Source organism: Streptomyces sp. SID5469 (assembly GCF_009862865.1).
Lineage (GTDB): Bacteria > Actinomycetota > Actinomycetes > Streptomycetales > Streptomycetaceae > Streptomyces > Streptomyces avermitilis.
On record NZ_WWIN01000001.1, the window covers coordinates 4712597 to 4735343 of the forward strand.

A 22747-nucleotide genomic window follows, 5' to 3' on the forward strand; every position below is an offset into this window, starting at 1 on the left:
GCATGGCACACCCGTATGCTCGAATCATGGTCAACCATCGCATGATCGACGTGAACGGCATCCGGCTGCACATCGCGGAGCAGGGCGAGGGACCGCTGGTCGTGCTGCTGCACGGCTTCCCCGAGTCCTCGTACTCATGGCGCCATCAGTTCGGGCCACTGGCGGCCGCCGGCTTCCGCGTGGTCGCCCCGGACCAGCGCGGATACGGGCGCAGCGACCGTCCCGAGAGCGTGGACGCGTACACCATCCTGCACCTCGTCGGCGATGTGATCGGCCTGATCCACGCCCTCGGGGAGGAGACGGCGTACGTCGTCGGGCACGACTGGGGCGCGCCGGTGGCCTGGCACACCGCGCTGCTGCGGCCCGATGTCGTGCGCGGGGTCGCGGGGCTGAGCGTGCCGCCGCCGTTCCGGGGCGAGCGGCCGCCACTGGATGCGATGGACGAGATGTTCGACGGACAGTTCTACTGGAACTACTTCGCCCAGCCAGGTGTCGCCGACGCCGAGTTCGGGCGGGACGCACGTGGCTCGCTGCGGAAGTTCCTGTACTCGGCCTCCGGTGACGCCCCGGGCGCGGGCAGCGGACGGCAGCCGCTGGTCGCACCGGGGCGGGGCTTCCTCGACGGGATGCCCGACCCCGAGGTGCTGCCGGGGTGGATCACGGAGGCGGACCTCGACGTGTTCGCGGAGGAGTTCGCGCCCGGATTCACCGGGGCGCTCAACTGGTACCGCAATCTCGACCGCAACTGGGAGCTGACGGCGGCCTGGCAGGGCGCGGTCGTCAGCCCGCCGGCGCTGTACATGTACGGCGACCGGGATGCCGTCCCCGCGTTCCCCGGCACGGCCGAACTGATCGAGAAGCTCCCCGCGTTGATGCCCAACCTGCGCCGCGAGCCGCTGGTGCTGCCGGGCTGCGGACACTGGACACAGCAGGAGCGACCGAACGAGGTGAACGCGGCGCTGGTCGACTTCCTGACCGGGCTGCGGGGCGAGCAGAGGATCTGAGGGACTGAGGGGCGGGCACCGCACGGCCCGCCCCTCGGCCGTCCTACTCCGCCGTACGCGTCACAGCGCTCAGCTTGCAGGTGCTGCCGCTCGCGCTCTGCCCGGCGGCGGGGACGTAAGACGCCGCCACGTCCAGCGTGTCCGTGGAGTTCGCGGAGACGTAGGGGATGGTGGAGTTGCTGGTGCGCACGACCGAGCCGTCCGGGCCCTTGAAGGTGACGCTGAACTTGTACGTGTACGTCGTGCTCGCACTGGAGTTGGTGGCGCTGACGTGGGCGACGATGCCGCGCGCGTCGTCGAACACGCAGGTCTCGATCTTCACGTCCTTCGCGGGGTCGGTGGCCTTGCCGCCGCCGGTGGTGGAGCCGGTGGTGGAGCCGCTGCCGCTCGAACCGCCGGTCGTCGTGGAGTCGTTGTCGTCCTTGTAGGCGCCGCCGCCGGTGGAGCCGGTGGATCCGCCGCCGCTCGAGGACGAACTGCCGGAACCGCCGCTGTCGCTGTGGCAGCCGCCGCCGTGGGAGCCCCGGGCTCCGGTGAGGGCGACCACGGCGATACCGAAGACGGCGATGGCGCGGACATGACGAAGTTGCACGTTTTCAACCCCCGTTGAAAATCGCTGGATTGGGGTGCGCGAACAGCGCAAGGGCTCTCAGGCCCAGGAAACAGCCCGCCGCGGAACGAGATCCACCGGCGGGAGTCCGGTCACCCTAGCAGCGCACCCCGCGTACGGCCGACGTGGTCCGTCAGCTCGACGATTCGGCGACCGGATCGACGTCGCAGTGGTCGACGTAGTCGACGAGACCCGCGCCGCCCACCTCCACGTCGACGGTCGCCTTCCCCTTCGCCGGCACCCGGACATCGGCGTAGTGGTCGACTATCTCAAGGCCGTCCTTGTCCTTGAAGGTGACCGTGATCCAGAAGGTGCCCTTACGTGCATTGGGGTTCTTGACCTCGACGGTCGCGTAGGGCGCCTTCTTGGTCGCACAGCTCACCACCCTCGCCGTGCCGTCCTTCAGCGGTTCGTCATCGCCGTCGCCGCTGGAGGAGGTGGGGTTGGAACGGTGGGTGGGGCGGCGGTTGTAGGTACTGCCGCCACTGCTGCCACTACTGCTGCTGCCGCTGCTGTAAGAGTCGTCGTCCGAGTCGCCGTAGGAATCGTCGTAGGAGTCGTCGCTCCCCGCACCCGATGTCGTCGATCCGGAGCTGTACGAGCCGCCACCCGATGTCGATGACGACGAACTGTCGTGGTTCTGGCTGGAGCTGCTGCAACCGCCACCACCGCTGTGGCCGCCGTGGCCGCCGTGACCGCGTCCCCTGGAGAACCCGGTCAGCGCGAGAACCACCATGGTCAATACCGCTGCGAACTTGAGAGTACGCCCCCGTGTGTACATGCCAGCACCCTACTCAAGGCCACCGACAGCGGTACAAGCGCACACACCCGCGGTGCACGACCGCCGTGTCAGCCGCGGCGCGCGTGAGCGAAGCCGACGACCTGCTCGCCGAGCAGGCCCAGGCGCTGCCGAGGCCCGGCGTCCTCGATCGCCCCGTCGACCACCACCGGTGTCGCGGAGTTGACCGTCACCCCGAGCGGGGTCGGCCAGCCGCGCAGGGCGTGGACGATCCCGCGCAGGCTGGTGAGCGTGGCCACCGTCCCCTGCCAGCCGGCCGCGCACGTGATGCAGCCGACGGCGCGCCCTTCGAGGTAGGGCCGCGCGTCGTCGCGCAGGTCCTCGAAGTAGTCGAGGGCGTTCTTGACGAGTCCCGAGAGGTTGCCGTGGTAGCTGGGCGAAGCGAGGATGAGCCCGTCGCACGCCCTGACGGCTTCGACCAGCGCGACGGCGCGCTCGGTGCGATGGCTGCTCGCGGGCTGGTACATCGGCAGGTCGAGGGCGTCGGCGCTGAAGAGCTCGACGCGCGCGCCGGCCTGCTCGGCCGCTTCGAGTGCCGTGCGCAGGCAGACCTCGGACGAGAAACCGCGGCGTGCCGTTCCCCCGAGCCCGACGATGAGTGGCCGGTCGTCCGCGTGAAGTGCGCCGGACGCCGGGTGGCCTGACAGTACCGTCGACATCATGAGTTCCTCTCGGAGCGTGCCGGGTCCTCGGGCGGCGCGGGATCGGCTTCCAGGAACCCGGGCCCGCGGCTGGGCGTGACGCTGTGGATGGTGATTTCCTCACCGCACACATCGCAGGTGAGCCTCGGATGAGTGACCTCGCCGCAGGTCCGGTGCGTGAGCACGATCGGCGGGCCCTCCGGCCCGGCGAGGTGGGTGTCGCCCCAGCGCATGAGCACCACGATCGCTCCGAACAACTCCCGGCCGGCGGCCGTCAGGCGGTACTCGTAGCGGTCCGGATCGCTGGCGTACTGCACTCGGTCGAGCAGGCCCACGTCGACGAGCTTGCGAGGTCGTCGTGGTGTCCGGCGCCGCCGGAGCGGTCGGCAGCGTCGTCGGGCAGATCGCGAGGATCCACGGCTGCCGGGTCATCGGCGTCGCGGGCGGACCCGAGAAGTGCCGGACGATCGTCGACGAGTTCGGCTGCGACGTGGCGATCGACTACAAGTCCGAGAACCTTCGCGACGCGCTGCGCAAGCACGCGCCGGACGGAGTCGACGTGTACTTCGACAACGTCGGCGGAAAGACTCTGGACTCGGTGCTGACCCGCCTGGCCCGCGGCGCCCGCATCGTCATCTGCGGCTCGATGTCCCAGTACAACGCCACGGAGCGGCCGCCCGGTCCGGCGAACTACATGGCCCTGCTGGCGGCGAGGGCGTCGATGACGGGAATGGTCGTCTTCGACTACGAGGACCGCTACCCGCAGGCGAGCGCCGAGCTGGCCCGATGGCTGAAGGACGGCCGCCTGCGCTCGCGGGAGCACATCGTCGAAGGCGGCGTCCGCGCGTTCCCGGAGACCCTGCTCAAGCTGTTCTCAGGTGAGAACACCGGCAAGCTGATCCTCGCGCTCGGCAACGGATGAACGGCGCCCGGAACGGATCTCCGGGAAGGTCGCCCTCCCCGCTCCTGAACCGATAGCACCGCGGGCCCTGCGCCCAGCCTCCCCGCGCCTGTCCGGGCCTGACCCGCCGGACGGGCGCCGGGCCGTTCCCCGCGCCGGCGCTAGGCGGTCCGCGCCGTCCCCGTCCCCTTCTCCGCGTCCAGTGCGTACACGCAGCGGTCCTTGCTGCACGCGTACACCACGCCGTCCTTGACCACCGGGGCGCCGGTGATCTCGCCGCCCGTCGCCAGCTTCCAGCGCAGCCGGCCGTCGTCCGCCTTCAGCGTGTACAGGAGGTGGTCCGTGGAGCCGAAGTGGATACGGCCCTCGGCGACCGCGGGGGCGCCCACGATGTCGCCGCCCGCCTGGAAGCGCCACTTCGGGGTGCCCGTGACGGCGTCCAGGGTGTAGAGGCCCTTGCCGCTGCCGACGTGGACGTGACCGGCGGCGACCAGGACGGGGTCGAGCGAGGCGCGCGACTCCGTGGCGATGCGCCAGCGGTCACGCCCGTCGGTCGCGTCCAGGGCGTACACCGTGCCGAGGTAGTCGGCGAGGTAGATGCCGCCGCCCGCCACCGCGGGGCCCGGCACGAACGTGGGCGGGGACAGGAACACCGCCGGTGCCTCGAAGTGCCAGCGGACATGGCCGCCCGCGATGTCGACGGCCAGGACCCGGGTGCCGGCGGACACGTACACGTATCCGTCGGGGGCCGGGGTGAGCCGCACGGGTACGCCGCCGCAGGACGCCGCGTCACCGATCGGGTACGACCAGCGCTCCTCGCCGGTACGGGCCTCCAGGGCGCGCAGCCGGGCGTCCTTCCAGACGAACACCGTGCCGTCGTGGACGACGGGGCCGGCCTCCGGGGACTCGAAGTCCTGCTGGGCCCCGGTGATCTCCCAGAGCTTCTGCCCGTTGGCTGCCTCCCAGGCCTGTACGCCGCCGCCGCGCGTGCCGGTGACCACCGTTCCCCGGTCGGCCTTCAGCGCGTACACCCAGGCGTCCGTGGACAGCCGCCACAGGTCGGCGCCCTCGCGGGCGTCCAGGGCGAAGAGCGTCGGCCCGTCGGAGGCGTGGACCCGGCCGTCCGCGACCGACATCGACCAGGCGACGTCGCGCGTCTTGAACCGGCGGCGGCCGGTCGCCACGTCCAGGGCGTGCACCTCGAAGGAGGTGACGTAGACCAGGTCGTCGGCGACGGCGGGCGTGCCCCAGACATCGTTCGACATGCGAAAACGCCAGGGGCGCCAGCCGGACGCGGACTCCGCGGGAGCGACCGGCGGGGCGACCGCGGGGACCGGCTCGGCGCCGTTGACGCCGGGGCGCGGCCGGGACCAGGACGCGGCGAGGCCCGCCTCGGGAGGAGGCGCCTTGACGGCGGCGGCGCGGGCGTCGGCGACGCGCGGTCCCGGCCCGATGGGCACCGGGGCACCGGCCAGCCGCACGGGGCCGGCGTCGGGCGCGCCGACGCCCACCGGAACGGGGTCGTGCGAGGGCGGGGGCGGTACGACGGGCCGCGCTCCGCTGCGGCCTCCGGCACCGCCCTGGCTTCCGCCGGCCGGCGGCTTGATGGCCGGACGGCCGCCGCGGCGGGCCTCGATCAGGCCGACCGCCCGCTCGGGCAGCCACGCGGACGCCGTACCGCTGTCGTCGGAACCGGAGCCGAAGAGGTGGGGGGCCAGCTGGGCCTGGAGGTCGGCGGGGTTGGGGCGGCCGGTGGCCTCCATCTGCATGCAGGACTCGATGAGGGGCCGCAGCTCGTCGGGAAGACCTTCGAGGTCGGGGCCCTCCCGCAGCAGCATGAAGACCGTCTCGACCGGGTTGGCGCCGTGGAAGGGGGCGTGCCCGGTGGCGGCGAAGACGAGCATGGAGCCGAGCGAGAAGACGTCGCTCGCGCCGGTGACGCTGCGCGAGTCCTTCGCCTGCTCGGGCGACATGTAGGCGGGCGTGCCGACGGCGACGTTCGTCATGGTCAGACGCGTGTTCGAAACGCCCGACGCGATACCGAAGTCGATGACGCGCGGCCCGTCCTCGACCACCAGCACATTCGACGGCTTGAGGTCGCGGTGCACGAGTCCGGCACCGTGGATCGACTGGAGCGCCTCCGCGACGCCCGCGGCCAGCCAGCGCACCGCCTGGGCCGGAAGCGGCCCGCACTCGGTCACTATCTCCTCGAGGGAGGGCGCGGGAACGTACGCGGTCGCCAGCCACGGCACCGCCGCGCGCGGGTCGGCGTCGACCACGGTCGCCGTGTAGAAGCCGGAGACCGCGCGGGCCGCCTCGACCTCACGCGTGAAGCGGACCCGGAACAGCTGGTCCTCGGCGAGCTCCGTCCTGACCGTCTTGATCGCCACACGTCGGCCGGAGGCCGAGCGCGCGAGATAGACCAGCCCCATGCCGCCCGCACCCAGCCGTCCCAGCACCTCGAACGGCCCGATCCGCCGCGGATCGTGCTGCGTCAGCTGATCCACCACTTGCCTGCCACCTCCCCGTACGGGCCGCGTCACCCACGTATGTACGCGACCCCGTGCAGCGTCTCACCACCGCACCGCCATGGCGGCACGCACCCTGATTCTTCCTGGCCGGGCGACCTGGTGCGAACCCGGGGGCGGATCGGGGTGTCTCAGGACAAAACCACGTCGACCGCTCCGCGGGCCGCCCTTTTCCACCGGTACGGCACGAAGTCTCACCGCTGGAGCAGTGCGAACGACGCCCCTTGATTGTCCGTGACCACGGCCACACGTCCGTACGACGCGTCGAAGGACGGCACCTGTACGCGCCCGCCGAGCCGGTTCACCGCCCGGATGGCGTCCTCCAAGGCGTCGTCACCCTCCCGGACACCGAAGTGGACGAGGAAGTGGGGCGGCATCTCGGCCGGAAAGACGTCGGTGACGGAAGCACGGCCGAAATCGGGGCGGGCGCCGGGCCCGAAGAGGGCGTCGTGGAAGAGGTCGGCGTAGAAGGAGTCGGCGGCGGCGGTGTCGCGGGCGTACAACTCGGTCCAGCCGAAGGAGCCGGGCTCGTGACGGCGGCCGAATCCGGGGTGCGCACCGGCCTGCCAGAGACCGAAGACGGCGTCCTCCGGGTCGGCGGCCAGGGCGAAGGTGCCGAAGGGGGCCAGCGGGGTCGGCGGGTTGATCACCTGGCCGCCGGCCGTGCGGATGCGGCCCACGAGGGCAGCGGCGTCGGGCGTCGCGAAGTACACGGTCCAGACGGTGGGCATCCGGCCGTCCGCCTTGGGCGCGAGTGCGGCGACGGGGGCGCCGTCCAGGTACGCCCACACGGAGGAGCCGGGTGCCGGGCCGTCCGCCGGGCCGTGTTCCGCCCCGGCCGCCGGCTCGAAGGTCCACCCGAAGAGCTCACCGTAGAAGCGCTTGCCCGCCTCGACGTCGGGCAGCTGGGCGTCGACCCAGCAGGGGACGCCCTCGGGGAAGGCGGCACCGTTCCGGTCGGACGCGGTGGATGGCGGGGTTTCGGCCATATCGCCAAACTAACGGCCTTCCACGCTGCGCGCGCGTGGACGTACTCCCTCCTCAGAGGCCCCCGCGACCCTCGTACTCCCCATTTGCAGTCGGCCGAATCGCGCTCCGATCACCCCTCGGTAAGCTGACGTCATGACAGGACAAGTGCGTACCGTCGACGGCCGTGTGGCGGGTCGGCGTGGGCAGGCGACCCGGCAGAAGCTGCTCGACTGCCTCAGCGAGATGCTCAGCTCATCGCCCTACCGGGACGTCAAAGTCATTGATGTCGCCCGGAAGGCGGGCACTTCACCCGCGACCTTCTACCAGTACTTCCCGGACGTCGAAGGCGCCGTCCTGGAGATCGCCGAGCAAATGGCCGCGGAAGGCGCCGGGTTGACCGAGCTGCTCGAAGGGCGCTCATGGGTCGGCAAGGCCGGCTGGCAGACATCACAGGAACTCGTCGACGGATTCCTGGAGTTCTGGCGCAAGAACGACGCGATCCTCAGGGTCGTCGATCTGGGTGCCGCCGAGGGCGACAAACGCTTCTACAAGATCCGCATGAAGATTCTCAACTCGGTGAACAACTCCCTTTCGGACTCCATCGCCGAACTCCAGTCCAAGGGCAGGATCGACAAGGACGTGAACCCGGCGGCGATCGCCGGTTCACTGGTCGCGATGCTCGCGGCGGTCGCCTCGCACCAGAAGGGCTTCCAGAGCTGGGGCGTCAAGCAGGCCGAACTCAAGCCGAACCTCGCCCTGTTGGTGCACCTCGGCGTCACGGGCAAGAAGCCGACGAAGTAGTACGAAGCAGCACGAAGTTGCACGAAGGCGAGGCACTACGGAGCAGCACCCGGCTCAATTCCTGTCATACGGGCGGCAGTCCACCGGATGGACTGCCGCCCGCTGCGCTGCACGGAAAGTGGTCGGTCCGTCGCTCTGCGCAAGGTCTGTGCCGACGCGTTCTCGGCGGCTAGATTGTGCGGCAGCCCCGGCAGAACATGCCGCGGGCACAACACGCCGCGGGCAGGACACGTCCGCCTTCCACCCCCCGTCGGAGCTCCCCGAATGACGATCACCGACAAGAACCGCCTCACCGGGGAAGCCGACCCGCGCCGTACGTCGCTCTACGGGCCTCCGTCCATGGACGCCCTCACCGAGCGGGCCCTGCACCTGGCCCGGGCCGGGCGGGCACTGCTCGGCATCGTCGGAGAACCGGGCGCCGGCAAGTCCACGTTCGCCGAGCAGCTGCGGGCGCGGCTGGAGAAAGAGCGGCCGGGACTGGCCGTGACCGTGTCCATGGACGGATTCCACCTCGCCCAGAAGGTCATCGAGGCCCGGGGGCAGGCGGCCGACAAGGGCACGATCGACACCTTCGACGCCGACGGCTTCGTCGCCCTCCTGCGCCGTACGCGTGCCGAGACCGGAGACACCGAAAACACCGAAAGCACCGTCTGGTGGCCGGAGTTCGACCGCGACCTCGAGGACCCCGTGGCCGGGTCGATCGAGGTCGCGCCGCACCACCGGCTGGTCATCGTCGACGGCAACTTCCTGCTGTCCGCGCAGGAGCCCTGGCGGCAGGTGAAGGGCCTGCTGGACGAGACCTGGTTCCTGGACGCCCTCCCGGAGCCGAGGCGCGAGCGGCTCACCCGCCGCTACATCAGCTACGGCTTCACCCCGGAGGCCGCGCGCGCGAAGACCCTGGGAGTCGACGAGGACACCAGTGCCCTCATCCGCAGCACCGTCTCACGGGCCGATCTCGTCATCGGCGAGGCCAGGGAGAGCGGCGGGGTCAGCGACTGCTGAGGCGGAAGACCCGGATCTCGCGGGTGATGCGCGCCTGATACGTCGCGTACGGCGGCCAGAACGTGAGCAGCCGCTTCCACGCCTCCGCCCGCTCCGCCCCCTCCAGCAGGCGTGCCGTCACCGGAATGTCTCGCCCGCGCCAGCTGATCCGGGCCTCTTCGGGGTGGGCCAGCAGGTTCGCCGTCCACGCCGGATGGGCCGGACGACCGAAGTTGGAGCCGACCACGAACCAGGCGTCGGGCTCCTGCGGCATGCACGCCAGCGGCGTACGACGCGGCAGTCCGCTCCTCGCGCCGCGGACCGTGAGGACAAGGCCGGGCAGCATCTGCGCGCTGAGCTGCACCCTCCCCCGGGTCAGCCGGTGCACGGTGAGGTCCACGGCGGGGATGATGCGCGGCGCGTATCTGGCGAAGGCGGGGGACGAGGACATCCTGTGCAACAGCCGCAGGCCTGGGGGCATCAGACGGCCACCTCCTCGGATCCGGCCAGGGAGAAGATGCCCGAGCGCTCGGCCGCGTATGCCCGTAGCCGGTGCACCGGGCCGAACAGCAGCTCGTCCCCCGTCGCCCGCTTGAAGTACAGATGCGCCTCGTGCTCCCAGGTGAACCCGATGCCGCCGTGCAGCTGGATGCCCTCGGCCGCGGCGGTCCGCAGCGCTTCCAGGGCCTGGGCGAGGGCGAGCCCACCGACCCGCTCGGTCCGCTCGGTCCGTCCCACCTGTCCCACCTGTCCGGCCCGCTCGGGGCCGGTCCCGGCCGCCCACGCGGCGTAGTACGCGGCCGACCTCGCCGCCTGCACCTGCACGTACACGTCCGCGAGCCGGTGCTTCACCGCCTGGAAGGAGCCGATCGCCCGCCCGAACTGCTCCCGCTGCCGCACATGGTCGACGGTCCGTTCCAGGGCCCGGTCGGCGGCTCCCGCGGCCTCCGTGGCGAGTACGGCGGCGGCCGCGTCGCCCGTCGCCATGAGCGCGTCGGCCACATCGACGTGCTCGTCGCCGAGCAACTCGGCTGGCACGTCCCGCAGTTGGACCCGCGCCTGCGGCCGGCTCACGTCCAGGGAGGTCTGCCGTGCGCGCACCAGGCCCGCGGCCCCCTCCCGCACGAGGAACAGCAGGGTCCTCGGGCGGGCGAACCCCCCGGCGTGCGCGGCCACCACGAGCAGCCCGGCGCTGTGCCCGTCCAGCACCTGCTCCACCTGCCCGTACAGCCGCCACCCGTCCTCGGCGCGCCGCGCCTGCACTCCTCCCGCACGTCCGCCACCGGCCCAGTTCCCCCGGTTGTCGCCGACGAGCCCGAGGGCGAGGGAGAGTGCCGTGCCCGGCACGGCGAGGGCCGCGGTCAGCGCGCCCGCCGCGATCCGGGGCAGCAGTTCGGCGCGCTGCGTCTCGGTACCGAGGGCGAGGAGGAGCGGGGCGGCGAGGACGGCGGTGGCGAGCAGCGGCGAGGGGGCCAGCGCCCGCCCCGACTCCTCGCAGGCGAGGGCGACTTCGGTGACGGCGCACCCGACACCGCCGTAGGCCTCGGGGAGGGCGAGGCCGGGCAGGCCGAGCTGTTCGGCGAGGGCGGACCACAGTGCGGGGTCGTACCCGGCGCCGGCCCCCACCGCCGCCCGGACCTCCTCCGGGCCCCAGCGTTTGAGCAGCAACTCCCTCACCGTGCGGCGGATCTCGTCCTGTTCGGCGGTGAAACGGGCGTCCATGGCCAGGCCCTTTCTCCCGATCTGACGGCGCGTCACATTAGCGCCGTGCGGTACGGATGCCCAGAGCCACGACGGCCTCCCGCGCGCCTCGACATCTGATGTACCGTCAGATTCATGACTCCGGGGAAGCGCAAGGTCGCCGTCGTGGGTGTCTCCCTCTCGGACTGCGGTCGCGTGGACGACGCGACGCCCTACGCCCTGCACGCCCAGGCCGCCAGGCGCGCGCTGGCGGACGCGGGGATGGACCGCTCGCTGGTCGACGGGTTCGCGTCGGCCGGCCTCGGCACCCTGCCACCGGTCGAGGTGGCCGAGTACCTGGGCCTGCGCCCCACCTGGGTCGACTCCACCGCCGTCGGCGGCGCCACCTGGGAGGTCATGGCGGCGCACGCGACGGACGCGATCGCGGCGGGTCACGCGAACGCGGTCCTGCTGGTCTACGGTTCCACGGCCCGCGCGGACATCAGGGCGGGCCGGCGTACCGGGACCCTCTCCTTCGGCGCCCGGGGTCCCCTCCAGTTCGAGGTCCCCTACGGCCACACGCTCATCGCCAAGTACGCGATGGCCGCGCGCCGCCACATGCACGCGTACGGCACGACACTCGAACAGCTCGCCTCGGTGGCCGTCCAGGCGCGGGCGAACGCGGCGCTGAACCCGGAGGCGATGTTCCGCGACCCGATCACGGTGGACGACGTCCTGTCCGGCCCGATGATCGCCGACCCCTTCACCAAGCTGCACTGCTGCATCCGCTCCGACGGCGGCGCGGCGGTCCTGCTGGCGGCCGAGGAGTACGTACGGGACTGCCGTACGCCACCGGTGTGGGTGCTCGGCACGGGCGAGCACGTCTCGCACACGACGATGTCCGAGTGGCCGGACTTCACCGTCTCCCCTGCGGCGGTGAGCGGACGCCTCGCCTTCGGCCGGGCGGGGATTCGGCCGGAGGAGATCGATGTGGCCGAGATCTACGACGCCTTCACCTACATGACCCTCGTGACCCTGGAGGATCTCGGTTTCTGCGAGAAGGGCGAGGGCGGGGCGTTCGTGGAGAAGGGGCGGCTGCTGGTGCGGGGCGGGGAACTGCCGGTGAACACGGACGGGGGCGGCCTTTCGGCCCAGCACCCCGGGATGCGCGGACTGTTTCTGCTGGTGGAGGCGGTGCGGCAGCTGCGCGGCGAGGCGGCGGGCCGTCAGGCGCGGCGCCCGGACGGCGAGCTGCCATGCCTGGCGGTCGCGTCCGGCACCGGCGGCTGGTTCTGCTCGTCGGGGACGGTGGTGCTGGGGCGGTAGGGGCCTGAGGCGATGTGGGAGGTCACGGCAGAACGGTGACAGGAGCGGTGTCGTTGGCCGGGTTCGGGTCGCGGCGGCCGGTGGACGGCTGGGTGTCCTGGAGGGCCGCGCTGCCCTGCCCCGGCCCGTCGAGGCTCAGGGTGAACTCGAAGTCACGGGTCTCGCCGGGGTCGAGTTGGCCCACGAGGCAGCTGTACGCGGGGCCGTCGGAGTCGCAGTACGGCTCGTACGCGTCCTCGTCGATGGCCTCCATGGGTTCTTCCAGCACGGTGCCGGGCGGCGGCGTGAACAGCAGCTTCGTACCGGCGCCGGGGATGCCGGGCCCGTTGTTGCGGACCTTGAGCCGCAGCGAGCGCTTCGTGCCGGGGCTGCCCCGCAGTTCGACGCCGAAGACCTCGTAGTCGGCGTGGGTGTCCAGACGCACGTCGGTGGAGACGTCTCCCTCGGCGAACGTGCCGTCGGTGTCGTCGGCGCCCTGCAAGGCCTCGGCGGTCAGGGGCGGACCGTCACCGTGGTCGCCACCCGGCGGCACCACGGTGTACTGTCCGGGCCCCGAGTCCAGCGGCCAGGCCTCCTGGCTGAAGGAGCCGTACATCCGCTTCGTCGACGCGCGCAGGCGCAGGGCCGGGTGCAGGACGACGGTCCCGCCCGGCGGGACACGCAGGCCGGGAAACCGGCAGACGGCCGTGTGGCCGTGACGCTGAGGCGGGTAACGGCAGTTGGCGTACCGCTGCCGGAAGTCCAGCTCCCCGGAACCGAGTTCGAGGGCGAGCCCCTGCACCGGCACCTCGCCGTCATTGCGGACGACGACCGGTACGGTCACGTCGGCGCCGGGGCGCACGTCCTTGATGACCTTGAGAGTGCGCACCTTCACCTCGGGTTCGCCGACCACGACCCGGGTGCGGGTGGTGAGCGTCTTCCCGCCCTTCGTGGTGAAGGTGAAACGCACGATGCCGGTGTCGCCGGGTTTGCTGCCCTCGGCGGCGACCGGGTGGACGCGGTCCAGGTCCGACCAGCTGTTGTAGGCACCGCTGACGTCGCAGACGGCACGCACGGTGTCGTTGACGCACCGGGTCCCGCTCTTGCGCAGGCCGACCGCCTTCAGCCGTACGACGCCCTCGGACCCGCGCACGTCGACGGTCAGCCGGTGATCCTGCGTGCCGTAGCGGCTGGTCGCCTTGACGTCCTCGGCCTGCAGATGGAACGGCATCTTGGCCTTGGGCCCGGATGTGTCACCGACGGGACGCAGATAGAAGACCTCGGGGGCGGAGATCCAGGACTTGGGGTCCTCCGCGAGGGGGCCGCAGGCGGCGAGGGGGAGCAGGAGGGCGCCGCTGAGAGCGACGCCCGCTGAGCGCCTCAACGGACGGTACGGAGGAAGGCGGTCCAGGTGGTGGGGGTGACGGCGAGGGTGGGGCCGGTGACGTGCCTTGAGTCGCGGATGTGGATGGCGGCGGGGGTGGTGGCTATTTCGAGGCAGGCGCCACCTTCGTCGGTGCTGTAGCTGGACTTGAACCAAGCAAGTTCCGTCACGTTCACAGTTGCCCCGCTTTCCGTTCGATGAGTTCTGCGGACTCCCACGGCGTAAGCGCCGGAGCACGCAGCATGCCGAACAGGTCGAGCAGCCCGTTTGGCCTCTTCCGGCTTGGAGATCAACGTACTGCCTCCCTGGGACCCGACGAAGACCAGATTGCGGCCTTCCGTGCGGAGCGCGACTGGCCACCCGGCGCCCGCCGGTTCACGCGCTCGGCGCGTGACGAGTACGTGGGCGCACCCGCGCCGGAGGGGAACACGTACCCGCTGAACTGGGGGCACGGCGCACCGGAGGTCGGTGAGTTGTGGACGCGGAACTGCTGCACGGAGGGCTCATGGCGCAGCTTTGCCGGGCCCCCGAGTGATACTCGGGGCATGGGAACGGATCTTCACGAGCTGCTCAGGTCACTGCGGGTGTGGGACGTAGAGCTACCCTCCTTCGACCCGGCATCCGCACCCGCCGAACCACTCCCGCTGTTCGTGGAGTGGTTCGCGGAGGCGGTCGCGGCGGGCCAGACCGAGCCGCACACGATGACGCTCGCGACGTCGGACGAGGACGGCCTGCCCGACGTCCGCATCGTGATGCTGCACGGCGCGGACGCGGACGGCTGGGCCTTCGCGACCCATGCCACCAGCCGCAAGGGCCGCCAGCTGGCCGCCCGCCCGTACGCGGCTCTGAGTTTCTACTGGCCCACTCAGGGCCGTCAGATCCGGCTGCGGGGCCCGGTCGAGGTCGCCCCGGCCCAGGAGGGGCAGGCGGATCTGCACGCCCGCTCCACGGGGGCGCTGGCCGCCGCGCTCGTCGGCAGGCAGAGTGAAGTGCTCGGTTCGATGGAGGAGCTGGGGCGGGCCTCGGACGGCGCCTGGGACCGCGCTCAGAGCGACCCCGACGCCCCTGCCCCGACCTGGACCCTCTACCGCCTCCGGCCGGAAGAGGTGGAGTTCTTCCAGGGAGACGCGAGGCGTCGGCACGTACGGCTCGTCTACCGACGCACGGAGGAGGGCTGGCTCAAGGAACTGCTGTGGCCGTGAAGTCGCCCGCGCGGCCGTCCGCGAACGCGTGCTCCCGCGCACCTGGGGGGGCGGATTCACCCCCGGGGCCGGAACACCGGCACCGTGACCTCCCCCGCCGGCCGGAACGCCGCCTCCAGTTCCATGCCCACCCGTAGCTCGGCCGCCGCGCACTCCACCACCTCGGTCATCATCCGCGGCCCCTCGGCGAGGTCGACGACAGCGGCGACGTACGGGGTGCGCTCCCCGAAGGGGGGCAGGTCGTTGCGGTGGACGACGGACCAGGTGTAGAGCGTGGCGCGGCCGCTCGCACGCTCCCAGGTGACGTCGTCGCTCCAGCAGTGCGGGCAGAACTCGCGAGGGTAGTGGTGGGTGCGGCCGCAGCCGGCGCAGCGGCGGAGCAGCAGGACGCCCTCGGCGGCGGCGTCCCAGTACGGGCGGGTGAACGCGTCGGTCTCCGGCTCGTCGAACCGCCGCCCGCTCACTGGAACAGCCCGAACGCGCTGTCCAGCGACCACGTCTGCCACGACATCCCGAACAGCCCGACGACCGAGATCAGCGCCATCATCGAGTTCTGCCCCTGCTCCGCCCAGTCGTGGATCATGAGGACGAGGTAGAAGAGATTGAGCAGCAGGCCGCCGACCAGCGCGAGCGGCGTCAGCAGGCCGACGATCAGCCCCAGCCCGAGGGCGAGCTCTGCGTACACGACGACGTACGCCATCGTGCGCGGCCGGGGCGCGACCACCGCGTCGAAGCCGCCGCGTACGACGCTCCACCGGTGCTTGGCCGCGACGTCCGCCGCCCACGCGATCCCGGTCCCGCGCTCGAACCACGCCTTCTTGTCCTTGTGCCGCCAACTCTCCAGCCACCACAGCCCGAGCCCGATACGCAGCACGGCCAGCCACTCCGCGCCGCCGAGCCAGATCGAGTCCATACGCACTCGCCCTCCCCACCGGGTTTCTGACGGTACGTCAGTTCAGCGTACGAGCAGCGCTCACGCAAGAGGCCCGCGTCACCGATCCCCCACAACCAGAGGCCCTGCGCCACCGGCCCCCCTCACCCCTCCCACAGCCGTGATCAATCCGCAACCAATTCCGGTCTTGACCGAGACCCATCAACGGTGGGCGTGATTACGCTCGCGCTCATGGCCGACTCGACTGCTACTTCGACGCCCCGTGCGGTGCCGTCCCACGAGGACCGCCCCGTCTACGTCATCGGCGGCGGACCGGGCGGCCTCGCCGCGGCGCACGCACTGCGCGCCCAGGGCGTACGGGCCGTCGTACTGGAGAAGTCCGACCGCGTCGGCGCGTCCTGGCGCCGCCACTACGACCGGCTGCACCTGCACACCACCCGGCGCCTGTCGGCCCTGCCCGGCCTGCCCATGCCGCGCTCCTTCGGGCGCTGGGTGTCGCGGGACAACGTGGTGCGCTACCTGGAGAAGTACGTCGAACACCACCAGCTGGAGATCGTGACGGGGGTCGAGGTCTCGCGCGTCGAACCCGCGCCCGACGGCACCGGCTGGCTGCTGCACGCCACCGGCGGCCGTGAACTCACCGGCAGCGCGGTCGTCGTCGCCACCGGCCACAACCACACCCCGCACCTGCCCGACTGGCCCGGCCGCGACGCCTACACCGGCGAGCTGCTGCACGCCGGCGACTACCGCAACGCCACGCCCCACGCCGGCCGTGACGTCCTTGTCGTCGGCGTCGGCAACACCGGCGCCGAGATCGCCGTCGATCTGGTGGAGGGCGGCGCCTCGCGGGTGCGGCTCGCGGTGCGCACGGCGCCGCACATCGTGCGCCGGTCGACCGCGGGCTGGGCGGCCCAGTTCACGGGGATCGTCGTACGACGGCTGCCGGTGCGTCTCGTCGACCTCCTCGCCGGGCCGATGGCCAGGCTCAGCGTGCCGGACCTGTCGGCCCAGGGGCTGCCGCGCCCTGACACCGGTCTGTACTCCCGCGTGCGCGAGGGGTCGATCCCCGTGCAGGACGTCGGGCTCATCGACGCCGTGCGCAAGGGGCGGGTCGAGATCGTCGCCGCCGTCGACGGGTTCGAGGACGGGAAGGTCGTCCTCGCCGACGGCAACCGCATCGGTCCGGACGTCGTCATCGCCGCGACCGGTTACGCCCGCGCCCTGGAGGACCTCGTCGGCCACCTCGACGTCCTCGACGGCCGCGGCCGCCCGACCGTCCACGGCGCCCGCACCCCACGCACGGCCCCCGGCCTGTACTTCACCGGGTTCACCAACCCCATCAGCGGCATGTTCCGCGAACTCGCGATCGACGCGGAGAAGATCGCGAAGGCGGTCGCCAAGGCGCTCGCGAGGACGACCGCAAGAACGCCCGCGTAGACGACGGCCTCACAGGGGGGCGGCCTCACAAGGAACGGCCTTCCAAGGCGCGACCTCGCAAGGGACAGCCTCGCAAGGCGCGACCTTGCAAGGGACAGCCTCGCGAGGGGCGACCTCTCGCAAAGGACGGCCTCCCGCAAAGGACGGCCTCGCAAGAGGCGGCCAGGCCGGCAGTCCCCGTCGGCGCCGTCGCTCCGCCGCGCCGTCGCTCCGCCGTGCCTGAGATTCCCCGGACGCGTTCCCCTTCGGCCCCTGGCGGGTACAAAACCTGTGCCCGCCACACGTCTTTGCGTGCAGACCCGTTCCTGACACCGCGTCAGTTCAGTAATCTGACACTGCGTCAGTTAATTGGCTGTCACACAGGCGGGCGGACCGATGCTTGGATCAACCCACGGCACCCTCACCACCGACTCCCGCCGGGCCCGGGTCATCGCCTGCGGCGAGCAACCCTCTCCGGTCGTGCACGGCAGGCCCGCCGAGGCCGACGACCTGGATGTCAGCGGCCGCCCGCTGTACGCCGGCGTGCCCGACCTCGACCGCTTCTTCCGCCCCGGGTCCGTCGCCGTGATCGGCGCCTCGGACACCGAGGGCCGGCCGAACACCGGCATCACCCGGCAGCTGCTCACCTGGGCCGAACGGGTCGGCGCCCGGCTGCACCCGGTGCACCCCACCCGTCAGTCCGTCTTCGGCATCCCCTGCTCCCCTTCCGTCGCGGACCTGCCCGAACCGGTCGATCTGGCCGTGCTGCTGGTCGCCGACCCCCTTCCCGTGATCGAGCAACTCGCCGGTGCCAAGGTGAAGTTCGCCGTCGCCTTCGCCTCCGGGTTCGCCGAGACCGGCGAGGCGGGCGCCGCCGCACAGGCCCGGCTCGCCGCCGCCGTGGGACGCTCCGGGCTGCGGCTGCTCGGCCCGAACACCAACCTCAACGCCTTCGAGGAGTTCCGCGAGGACCTGGACGGACCGGCGATCGCGCTGATCACCCAATCCGGACACCAGGGCCGCCCGGTCTTCACGATGCAGGAGCTGGGCGTCCGACTCTCACACTGGGCGCCCACCGGCAACGAGGCCGACCTGGAGACCGCCGACTTCATCTCCTACTTCTCCGAACGGCCCGAGGTGGGCGCCATCGCCTGCTACATCGAGGGGCTGAAGGACGGCCGCTCCTTTCTGCTCGCCGCCGACCGGGCCGCCCGGCGCGGCGTGCCGGTGGTCGCGGTCAAGGTCGGCCGCACCGAGACCGGCGCCCGGACGGCCGCCTCCCACACCGGCAAGCTGACCGGCGCGGACGCGGTGGTGGACGCGGCGATGCGGCAGTACGGCGTGATCCGCGTCGACGGGCTCGACGAACTCCAGGACACCGCCGCCCTGTTGGCGCGGGCCCGCGCACCGCAGGCCGACGGGGTCGTCGTCTATGCGATCTCGGGCGGCACGGGCGCGCACTTCGCGGACCTGGCGAGCGAGGCCGGGCTGCGCCTGCCCGTGCTGTCGGACGCCAAGCAGGCCGAGCTGCACGAGTGGATACCGGAGTACCTGAACGTCACCAACCCCGTCGACAACGGCGGGCACCCGGTCGGCGACTGGCGCGGCCGGAAGATCATCGACGCGATCCTCGCCGACCCGGCCGTCGGGGTGCTGATCTGCCCCATCACCGGGCCCTTCCCGCCGATGAGCGACAAGCTCGCGCAGGATCTGGTGGACGCGGCGGAGGCGACGGACAAGCTGGTGTGCGTGGTGTGGGGGTCGCCGGTCGGCACCGAGGCCGCGTACCGCGAGACGCTCCTCGGCTCGTCGCGGGTCGCCACCTTCCGTACCTTCGCGAACTGCATCACCGCCGTCCGCGCCCATCTCGACCACGCGCGGTTCACCGCCTCGTACCGCTCGCCCTTCGACGAGGCGCCGCGCACCCCCTCGCCCTCCTTCCGCAAGGCCCAGGCCCTGATGCGCCCGGGGCAGCAGCTGAGCGAGCACGCGGCGAAACAGCTGCTGCGCGCCTACGGCATCCGCGTGCCGCGCGAGCAGTTGGTGACCAGCGCGGCGGCGGCCGTGCGGGCGGCCTCGCAGGTCGGCTACCCGGTCGTCATGAAGGCGTCCGGCGCGCAGATCGCCCACAAGACCGAACTCGGCCTGGTGAAGATCGGACTGACCTCCGCCAGCCAGGTCAGGGACGCCTACCGCGAGCTGACCGACATCGCGCGCTACGAGGGGATCTCGCTCGACGGGGTGCTGGTGTGCCAGATGGTGGAGCGGGGCGTCGAGCTGGTCGTGGGCGTCACGCACGACCAGCTCTTCGGACCGACGGTGACCGTCGGGCTCGGCGGGGTGCTCGTCGAGGTGCTGCGGGACGTCGCCGTGCGCGTGCCGCCGTTCGGCGAGGACCAGGCGCGGGCCATGCTCGGCGAGCTGCGCGGACGGGCCCTGCTGGACGGGGTGCGCGGCGGGCCGCCCGTGGATGTGGACGCGCTGGTGGAGGTCGTCATCCGGGTGCAGCGGATGGCCCTCGAACTCGGGGACGACCTCGCGGAGCTGGACATCAATCCGCTCATGGTGCTGCCGCGGGGGCAGGGAGCGGTGGCACTGGACGCGCTGGCGGTGTGCCGCTGAGAACCGGAGCGGCCGGACCGGGAACCGGACCAGATGACGGCCCAGAAGCCGGACCAGATGATGGCCCAGAAGATGGAGCGCCCCCATGACAGCCTCCCCCGAGGAATCCGTTGATTCAGTCGATCCAGTCGATCCAGTCGATTCATTGGTACTGCACGCCACTGACAATCACGTCTCGCGGATCACCCTCAACCGGCCCGACGCCCTCAACGCCATCACCCCTGACCAGCGTGAACGCCTCATCCGACTCCTCGGCGACGCCTCCGCCGACCCGGCCGTACGAGCCGTCGTCATCACGGGGACGGGCCGCGGTTTCTGCGCGGGCGCGGACCTGCGCGGCGGGCCACCGGCCGGGGAGCGGACCGCGGGGGACGTGGCCCGCGTGATCCGCTCCGGCGCGCAGCGCCTGATCTGCGCCGTACTCGACTGCGAGAAGCCGGTGATCGCCGCCGTGAACGGCACGGCAGCCGGCATCGGCGCGCACCTCGCCTTCGCCTGCGACCTCGTACTGGCCGCGGATTCGGCCAGGTTCATCGAGGTGTTCGTACGCCGCGGCCTCGTCCCCGACGGCGGCGGCGCCTATCTCCTCCCCCGGCTGATCGGTCCGCAGCGCGCCAAGGAGCTGATGTTCTTCGGCGACGCGCTGACGGCGGCGGACGCGGGACGGCTCGGGCTCGTCAACCGTGTCGTACCGGCGGACGACCTGGAGAAGACGGCACGCGAGTGGTCCGCGCGCCTGGCCGCCGGCCCCACCCGCGCCCTCGCGCTCACCAAACAGCTGGTCAACGCCTCCCTCGACACCGACCGCGGCAGCGCCTTCGCCGCCGAGGCGGCCGCACAGGAGATCAACATGACGACGGCGGACGCGGCCGAGGGCGTGACGAGTTTCGTGGAGCGCCGAAGTCCTCGCTTCGAAGGGCGCTGACCTAGGTGGAGGACCTCACGTCCAGAGGTGCCGATCCCGTACAGCCCTTCACTTCTGACGGGCCGTCAGCTTCAATGGTGACGTGATGGGACACGCAGGGATGGCGGCAGCCGCCGTCCGTTACCTCAGGTCGGCCGGGGCCCCCACCGTCGCGGAGCCCGTCGGGACGCCGCCCCGCCCCCAGCTGCGGGCGGTCCGGGACGACGAGCGGGCGCCGCTCGACCCGACCGAGTTCCGGCGCGTCCTCGGCACCTTCGCGACCGGCGTCACGGTGATCACGGCACCCGGGGAGCAGGGCCCGGCGGGCTTCGCCTGCCAGTCCTTCTCGTCCCTCTCCCTGGACCCGCCGCTGGTCGCGTTCATGGTCGGCCGGACGTCGACGACCTGGCCCCGGATCGCCCGCGCGGGCGTGTTCTGCGTGAACGTACTGGGAGCCCACCAGGCCGATCTGTGCCGCGGCTTCGCGGTGAGCGGCGCGGACAAGTTCGCCGGGGTCGGGTACGACGCGGCGCCCTTCTCCGGTTCCCCGCGGCTGAGCGGCTCCCTCGCCTGGATCGACTGCGCGGTCCACGCGGTCCACCTGGGCGGCGACCATCTGATCGTGGTGGGCAGGGTCCAGTCCCTGGGGACGAGCGACACCCATCAGGAGCCGCTCCTCTTCCACCGCGGCCGGTTCCTCTGACGAGTGCCGAGCGACGAAACTCGAACCGCCACAGCCACCACCCCCCGCATCAGGCCGCCGCAGCCACCACCCCCCGCACCGGCCGCCGCCTGATCACCAGGGCCATCAGGGCCGCCGCCGCGCACAGGGCGCCGGACGCGTACCAGACCACGTCGTACGAGCCGAGCAGGTCCCGGGCGAGGCCGCCGAGGAAGGCGACGAGGGCGGCGCCGACCTGGTGGGAGGCGAGGACCCAGCCGAAGACGATGGCGCTGTCCTCGCCGTACTGCTCACGGCACAGGGCCAGGGTGGGCGGGACCGTGGCGACCCAGTCGAGGCCGTAGAAGACGATGAAGAAGATCATCGGAGGGTGCACGGTGGGGTGCAGGAGCATGGGGAGGAAGAGGAGGGAGATGCCGCGCAGCGCGTAGTAGACCGCCAGCAGACGGCGCGGCTCGAAGCGGTCGGTGAACCAGCCGGAGGCGATCGTGCCGACCACGTCGAACACGCCGATGACCGCGAGCAGCGAGGCCGCCGCCGTGATCGGCATGTGGTGGTCGTGGGCCGCGGGCACGAAGTGCGTCTGGATCAGGCCGTTCGTCGAGGCGCCGCAGATCGCGAAGGACCCGGCCAGCAGCCAGAAGGGTCCGGTGCGGACCGCGGAGAGCAGGACGGTCACCGCGCGCCGGGCGGCCCCCGGCATCGGCGCGGGCTTCTCCACGAACTCCGTCGCCCCGTACGGCTTCACGCCCACGTCCGCCGGGTGGTCCCGCAGCAGCAGCCAGACGAAGGGGACGACCGCGAGGGCCGCGAGGGAGACCGTCACCGCGGCCGGACGCCAGTCGTGCTCGGTGACGATCCAGGACAGGAGCGGGAGGAAGATCAGCTGGCCCGACGCAGAGGCCGCCGTCAGGATGCCCGTCACCAGGCCCTTGCGCTCGGTGAACCAGCGGTTCGTGACCGTCGCCGCGAAGGCGAGGGCCATCGAGCCGGAGCCCAGCCCCACCAACAGACCCCAGCACAGAAGCAGTTGCCAGGCCGCCGTCATCCACACCGTCAGGCCCGAGCCGCCCGCGATCACGACCAGGGCGACCGCGACCACGCGCCGGATGCCGAAGCGGTCCATCAGCGCGGCCGCGAAGGGCGCCGTGAGCCCGTACAGCGCGAGGTTGATCGAGACCGCCGCGCTGATCGTGCCGCGCGACCAGTGGAACTCCTGGTGCAGCGGGTCGATCAGCAGCCCCGGCAGCGAACGGAAGGCAGCCGCGCCGATGATCGTCACAAAGGTGACGGCCGCGACGAACCAGGCGCGGTGGATACGGGTTCGTCGTGGGGCGGGGGGCTCCTGCGAAGCGGCGATGGCGTCCGTTGTCTGGGTCACGTCATAGAGCTTCCGGCGTGCGCCGATCCTGAACGAGTGGCCCGA

At 71.8% G+C, this 22747-nt stretch carries 23 protein-coding genes and 2 pseudogenes; 10 read left to right on the plus strand and 15 right to left on the minus strand.

Translation table 11 applies throughout. The features are described from left to right. The first annotated feature begins 26 nt into the window (after positions 1-26). Positions 27-1004 (plus strand): alpha/beta hydrolase, encoded by a 978-nt coding sequence (locus GTY58_RS19930; protein WP_037644711.1) that lies wholly within the window; start codon positions 27-29, stop codon positions 1002-1004. Between the two features lie 43 nt (positions 1005-1047). On the opposite strand, the gene GTY58_RS19935 is transcribed toward GTY58_RS19930, so the two are convergent. The 4 genes from GTY58_RS19935 to GTY58_RS19950 form a co-directional block, all read right to left on the minus strand. Beyond that, on the minus strand, positions 1048-1596 hold the full coding sequence (locus GTY58_RS19935; RefSeq protein ID WP_052082282.1) for a hypothetical protein: 549 nt from the start codon (positions 1594-1596) through the stop codon (positions 1048-1050). Positions 1597-1747: 151 nt separating this feature from the next. Next, positions 1748-2395 carry a hypothetical protein gene (locus GTY58_RS19940; RefSeq protein WP_010985243.1) on the minus strand — a complete coding sequence of 216 codons (648 nt, stop codon included), beginning with the start codon at positions 2393-2395 and terminating at the stop codon, positions 1748-1750. A gap of 68 nt (positions 2396-2463) precedes the next feature. After that, positions 2464-3072, minus strand: coding sequence for an NAD(P)H-dependent oxidoreductase (locus GTY58_RS19945; protein WP_037644709.1), 609 nt, complete (start codon positions 3070-3072; stop codon positions 2464-2466). After that, positions 3072-3389, minus strand: coding sequence for a winged helix-turn-helix transcriptional regulator (locus GTY58_RS19950; RefSeq protein ID WP_010985245.1), 318 nt, complete (start codon positions 3387-3389; stop codon positions 3072-3074). The genes GTY58_RS19945 and GTY58_RS19950 overlap by 1 nt, the downstream gene beginning before the upstream one ends. A 14-nt stretch (positions 3390-3403) precedes the next feature. Here GTY58_RS19950 and GTY58_RS19955 point away from each other — a divergent pair. Continuing rightward, positions 3404-3976: pseudogene (locus tag GTY58_RS19955) on the plus strand (NADP-dependent oxidoreductase); the annotation flags it as partial. A gap of 140 nt (positions 3977-4116) precedes the next feature. Here GTY58_RS19955 and GTY58_RS41670 read toward each other — a convergent pair. The 4 genes and pseudogenes from GTY58_RS41670 to GTY58_RS19965 all read right to left on the minus strand — a co-directional run bounded on the left by GTY58_RS41670 (position 4117) and on the right by GTY58_RS19965 (position 7472). Continuing rightward, on the minus strand, positions 4117-4608 hold the full coding sequence (locus GTY58_RS41670) for a PQQ-binding-like beta-propeller repeat protein (protein WP_338059020.1): 492 nt from the start codon (positions 4606-4608) through the stop codon (positions 4117-4119). Next, entirely contained in the window at positions 4496-4735 is a 240-nt protein-coding gene (locus tag GTY58_RS41675) for a hypothetical protein (RefSeq protein WP_338059021.1), read from the minus strand. Before GTY58_RS41675 ends, GTY58_RS41670 begins: the two co-directional genes overlap by 113 nt. Further along, positions 4684-6387 (minus strand): annotated as a pseudogene (locus GTY58_RS19960) (protein kinase); the annotation flags it as partial. The pseudogene GTY58_RS19960 and the gene GTY58_RS41675, both read right to left, overlap by 52 nt. Positions 6388-6677: 290 nt before the next feature. Then, the gene (locus GTY58_RS19965) at positions 6678-7472 is read right to left on the minus strand and encodes a VOC family protein (protein ID WP_010985248.1); all 795 of its coding nucleotides are present in this window, start codon (positions 7470-7472) and stop codon (positions 6678-6680) included. A 133-nt stretch (positions 7473-7605) separates the two neighbouring features. On the opposite strand from GTY58_RS19965, the gene GTY58_RS19970 reads away from it, so the two are divergent. Continuing rightward, the gene (locus GTY58_RS19970) at positions 7606-8253 is read left to right on the plus strand and encodes a TetR family transcriptional regulator (protein WP_171033177.1); all 648 of its coding nucleotides are present in this window, start codon (positions 7606-7608) and stop codon (positions 8251-8253) included. A gap of 264 nt (positions 8254-8517) precedes the next feature. Further along, the gene (locus tag GTY58_RS19975) at positions 8518-9255 is read left to right on the plus strand and encodes a nucleoside/nucleotide kinase family protein (RefSeq protein WP_010985250.1); all 738 of its coding nucleotides are present in this window, start codon (positions 8518-8520) and stop codon (positions 9253-9255) included. Here GTY58_RS19975 and GTY58_RS19980 read toward each other — a convergent pair. Together GTY58_RS19980 and GTY58_RS19985 are read right to left on the minus strand one after the other, a co-directional pair. After that, on the minus strand, positions 9242-9715 hold the full coding sequence (locus GTY58_RS19980; protein WP_010985251.1) for a nitroreductase family deazaflavin-dependent oxidoreductase: 474 nt from the start codon (positions 9713-9715) through the stop codon (positions 9242-9244). The two genes, GTY58_RS19975 and GTY58_RS19980, sit on opposite strands and share 14 nt — an antisense overlap. Continuing rightward, positions 9715-10956, minus strand: a complete 1242-nt coding sequence (locus GTY58_RS19985; protein WP_010985252.1) for an acyl-CoA dehydrogenase family protein — start codon at positions 10954-10956, stop codon at positions 9715-9717. The genes GTY58_RS19980 and GTY58_RS19985 overlap by 1 nt, the downstream gene beginning before the upstream one ends. Positions 10957-11070: 114 nt before the next feature. On the opposite strand from GTY58_RS19985, the gene GTY58_RS19990 reads away from it, so the two are divergent. Beyond that, positions 11071-12240, plus strand: a complete 1170-nt coding sequence (locus tag GTY58_RS19990) for a hypothetical protein (RefSeq protein ID WP_010985253.1) — start codon at positions 11071-11073, stop codon at positions 12238-12240. Positions 12241-12262: 22 nt separating this feature from the next. Here GTY58_RS19990 and GTY58_RS19995 read toward each other — a convergent pair whose 3' ends face one another. Together GTY58_RS19995 and GTY58_RS40800 are read right to left on the minus strand one after the other, a co-directional pair. After that, positions 12263-13603, minus strand: coding sequence for a hypothetical protein (locus GTY58_RS19995; protein ID WP_237528837.1), 1341 nt, complete (start codon positions 13601-13603; stop codon positions 12263-12265). Then, complete coding sequence (locus GTY58_RS40800) at positions 13600-13779, minus strand: DUF397 domain-containing protein (RefSeq protein WP_037644704.1); 180 nt, start codon at positions 13777-13779, stop codon at positions 13600-13602. The genes GTY58_RS19995 and GTY58_RS40800 overlap by 4 nt, the downstream gene beginning before the upstream one ends. A gap of 369 nt (positions 13780-14148) precedes the next feature. On the opposite strand from GTY58_RS40800, the gene GTY58_RS20005 reads away from it, so the two are divergent. After that, entirely contained in the window at positions 14149-14805 is a 657-nt protein-coding gene (locus GTY58_RS20005; protein WP_010985255.1) for a pyridoxal 5'-phosphate synthase, read from the plus strand. 56 nt (positions 14806-14861) lie between these two features. On the opposite strand, the gene GTY58_RS20010 is transcribed toward GTY58_RS20005, so the two are convergent. After that, on the minus strand, positions 14862-15269 hold the full coding sequence (locus GTY58_RS20010) for a Zn-ribbon domain-containing OB-fold protein (protein WP_010985256.1): 408 nt from the start codon (positions 15267-15269) through the stop codon (positions 14862-14864). Continuing rightward, a complete protein-coding gene (locus tag GTY58_RS20015) occupies positions 15266-15718 on the minus strand; it encodes a DoxX family membrane protein (protein ID WP_037644700.1) in 453 nt (150 codons plus the stop codon). The genes GTY58_RS20010 and GTY58_RS20015 overlap by 4 nt, the downstream gene beginning before the upstream one ends. Positions 15719-15928: 210 nt before the next feature. Between GTY58_RS20015 and GTY58_RS20020 the strand changes: the two genes are divergently transcribed. The 4 genes from GTY58_RS20020 to GTY58_RS20035 all read left to right on the plus strand — a co-directional run bounded on the left by GTY58_RS20020 (position 15929) and on the right by GTY58_RS20035 (position 21342). Continuing rightward, positions 15929-17134, plus strand: coding sequence for an NAD(P)/FAD-dependent oxidoreductase (locus GTY58_RS20020; protein WP_010985258.1), 1206 nt, complete (start codon positions 15929-15931; stop codon positions 17132-17134). A gap of 375 nt (positions 17135-17509) precedes the next feature. After that, positions 17510-19735: an acetate--CoA ligase family protein gene (locus GTY58_RS20025; protein WP_037644699.1), complete on the plus strand. Its 2226-nt coding sequence runs from the start codon at positions 17510-17512 to the stop codon at positions 19733-19735. An 85-nt stretch (positions 19736-19820) separates the two neighbouring features. Further along, a complete protein-coding gene (locus GTY58_RS20030; RefSeq protein WP_010985260.1) occupies positions 19821-20660 on the plus strand; it encodes an enoyl-CoA hydratase-related protein in 840 nt (279 codons plus the stop codon). 85 nt (positions 20661-20745) lie between these two features. Beyond that, positions 20746-21342, plus strand: coding sequence for a flavin reductase family protein (locus tag GTY58_RS20035; RefSeq protein WP_202497464.1), 597 nt, complete (start codon positions 20746-20748; stop codon positions 21340-21342). Positions 21343-21391: 49 nt separating this feature from the next. Here the strand turns inward: GTY58_RS20035 and GTY58_RS20040 are convergent, their stop codons facing one another. Then, a complete protein-coding gene (locus GTY58_RS20040) occupies positions 21392-22702 on the minus strand; it encodes an MFS transporter (RefSeq protein WP_010985262.1) in 1311 nt (436 codons plus the stop codon). Between the last annotated feature and the right edge of the window lie 45 nt (positions 22703-22747).

What these genes read in the sequence shown, in the direction of transcription:
- GTY58_RS20035 (WP_202497464.1), top strand. Translation starts at nt 20,746, where the DNA reads ATGGGACACGCAGGGATGGCGGCAGCCGCCGTCCGTTACCTCAGGTCG.
- GTY58_RS20030 (WP_010985260.1), top strand. Translation starts at nt 19,821, where the DNA reads ATGACAGCCTCCCCCGAGGAATCCGTTGATTCAGTCGATCCAGTCGAT.
- GTY58_RS19930 (WP_037644711.1), top strand. Translation starts at nt 27, where the DNA reads ATGGTCAACCATCGCATGATCGACGTGAACGGCATCCGGCTGCACATC.
- GTY58_RS19940 (WP_010985243.1), bottom strand. Translation starts at nt 2,395, where the DNA reads ATGTACACACGGGGGCGTACTCTCAAGTTCGCAGCGGTATTGACCATG.
- GTY58_RS19965 (WP_010985248.1), bottom strand. Translation starts at nt 7,472, where the DNA reads ATGGCCGAAACCCCGCCATCCACCGCGTCCGACCGGAACGGTGCCGCC.
- GTY58_RS19945 (WP_037644709.1), bottom strand. Translation starts at nt 3,072, where the DNA reads ATGTCGACGGTACTGTCAGGCCACCCGGCGTCCGGCGCACTTCACGCG.
- GTY58_RS19975 (WP_010985250.1), top strand. Translation starts at nt 8,518, where the DNA reads ATGACGATCACCGACAAGAACCGCCTCACCGGGGAAGCCGACCCGCGC.
- GTY58_RS19985 (WP_010985252.1), bottom strand. Translation starts at nt 10,956, where the DNA reads ATGGACGCCCGTTTCACCGCCGAACAGGACGAGATCCGCCGCACGGTG.
- GTY58_RS20005 (WP_010985255.1), top strand. Translation starts at nt 14,149, where the DNA reads ATGGGAACGGATCTTCACGAGCTGCTCAGGTCACTGCGGGTGTGGGAC.
- GTY58_RS20020 (WP_010985258.1), top strand. Translation starts at nt 15,929, where the DNA reads ATGGCCGACTCGACTGCTACTTCGACGCCCCGTGCGGTGCCGTCCCAC.
- GTY58_RS19980 (WP_010985251.1), bottom strand. Translation starts at nt 9,715, where the DNA reads ATGCCCCCAGGCCTGCGGCTGTTGCACAGGATGTCCTCGTCCCCCGCC.
- GTY58_RS19990 (WP_010985253.1), top strand. Translation starts at nt 11,071, where the DNA reads ATGACTCCGGGGAAGCGCAAGGTCGCCGTCGTGGGTGTCTCCCTCTCG.
- GTY58_RS19970 (WP_171033177.1), top strand. Translation starts at nt 7,606, where the DNA reads ATGACAGGACAAGTGCGTACCGTCGACGGCCGTGTGGCGGGTCGGCGT.
- GTY58_RS20025 (WP_037644699.1), top strand. Translation starts at nt 17,510, where the DNA reads ATGCTTGGATCAACCCACGGCACCCTCACCACCGACTCCCGCCGGGCC.
- GTY58_RS20015 (WP_037644700.1), bottom strand. Translation starts at nt 15,718, where the DNA reads ATGGACTCGATCTGGCTCGGCGGCGCGGAGTGGCTGGCCGTGCTGCGT.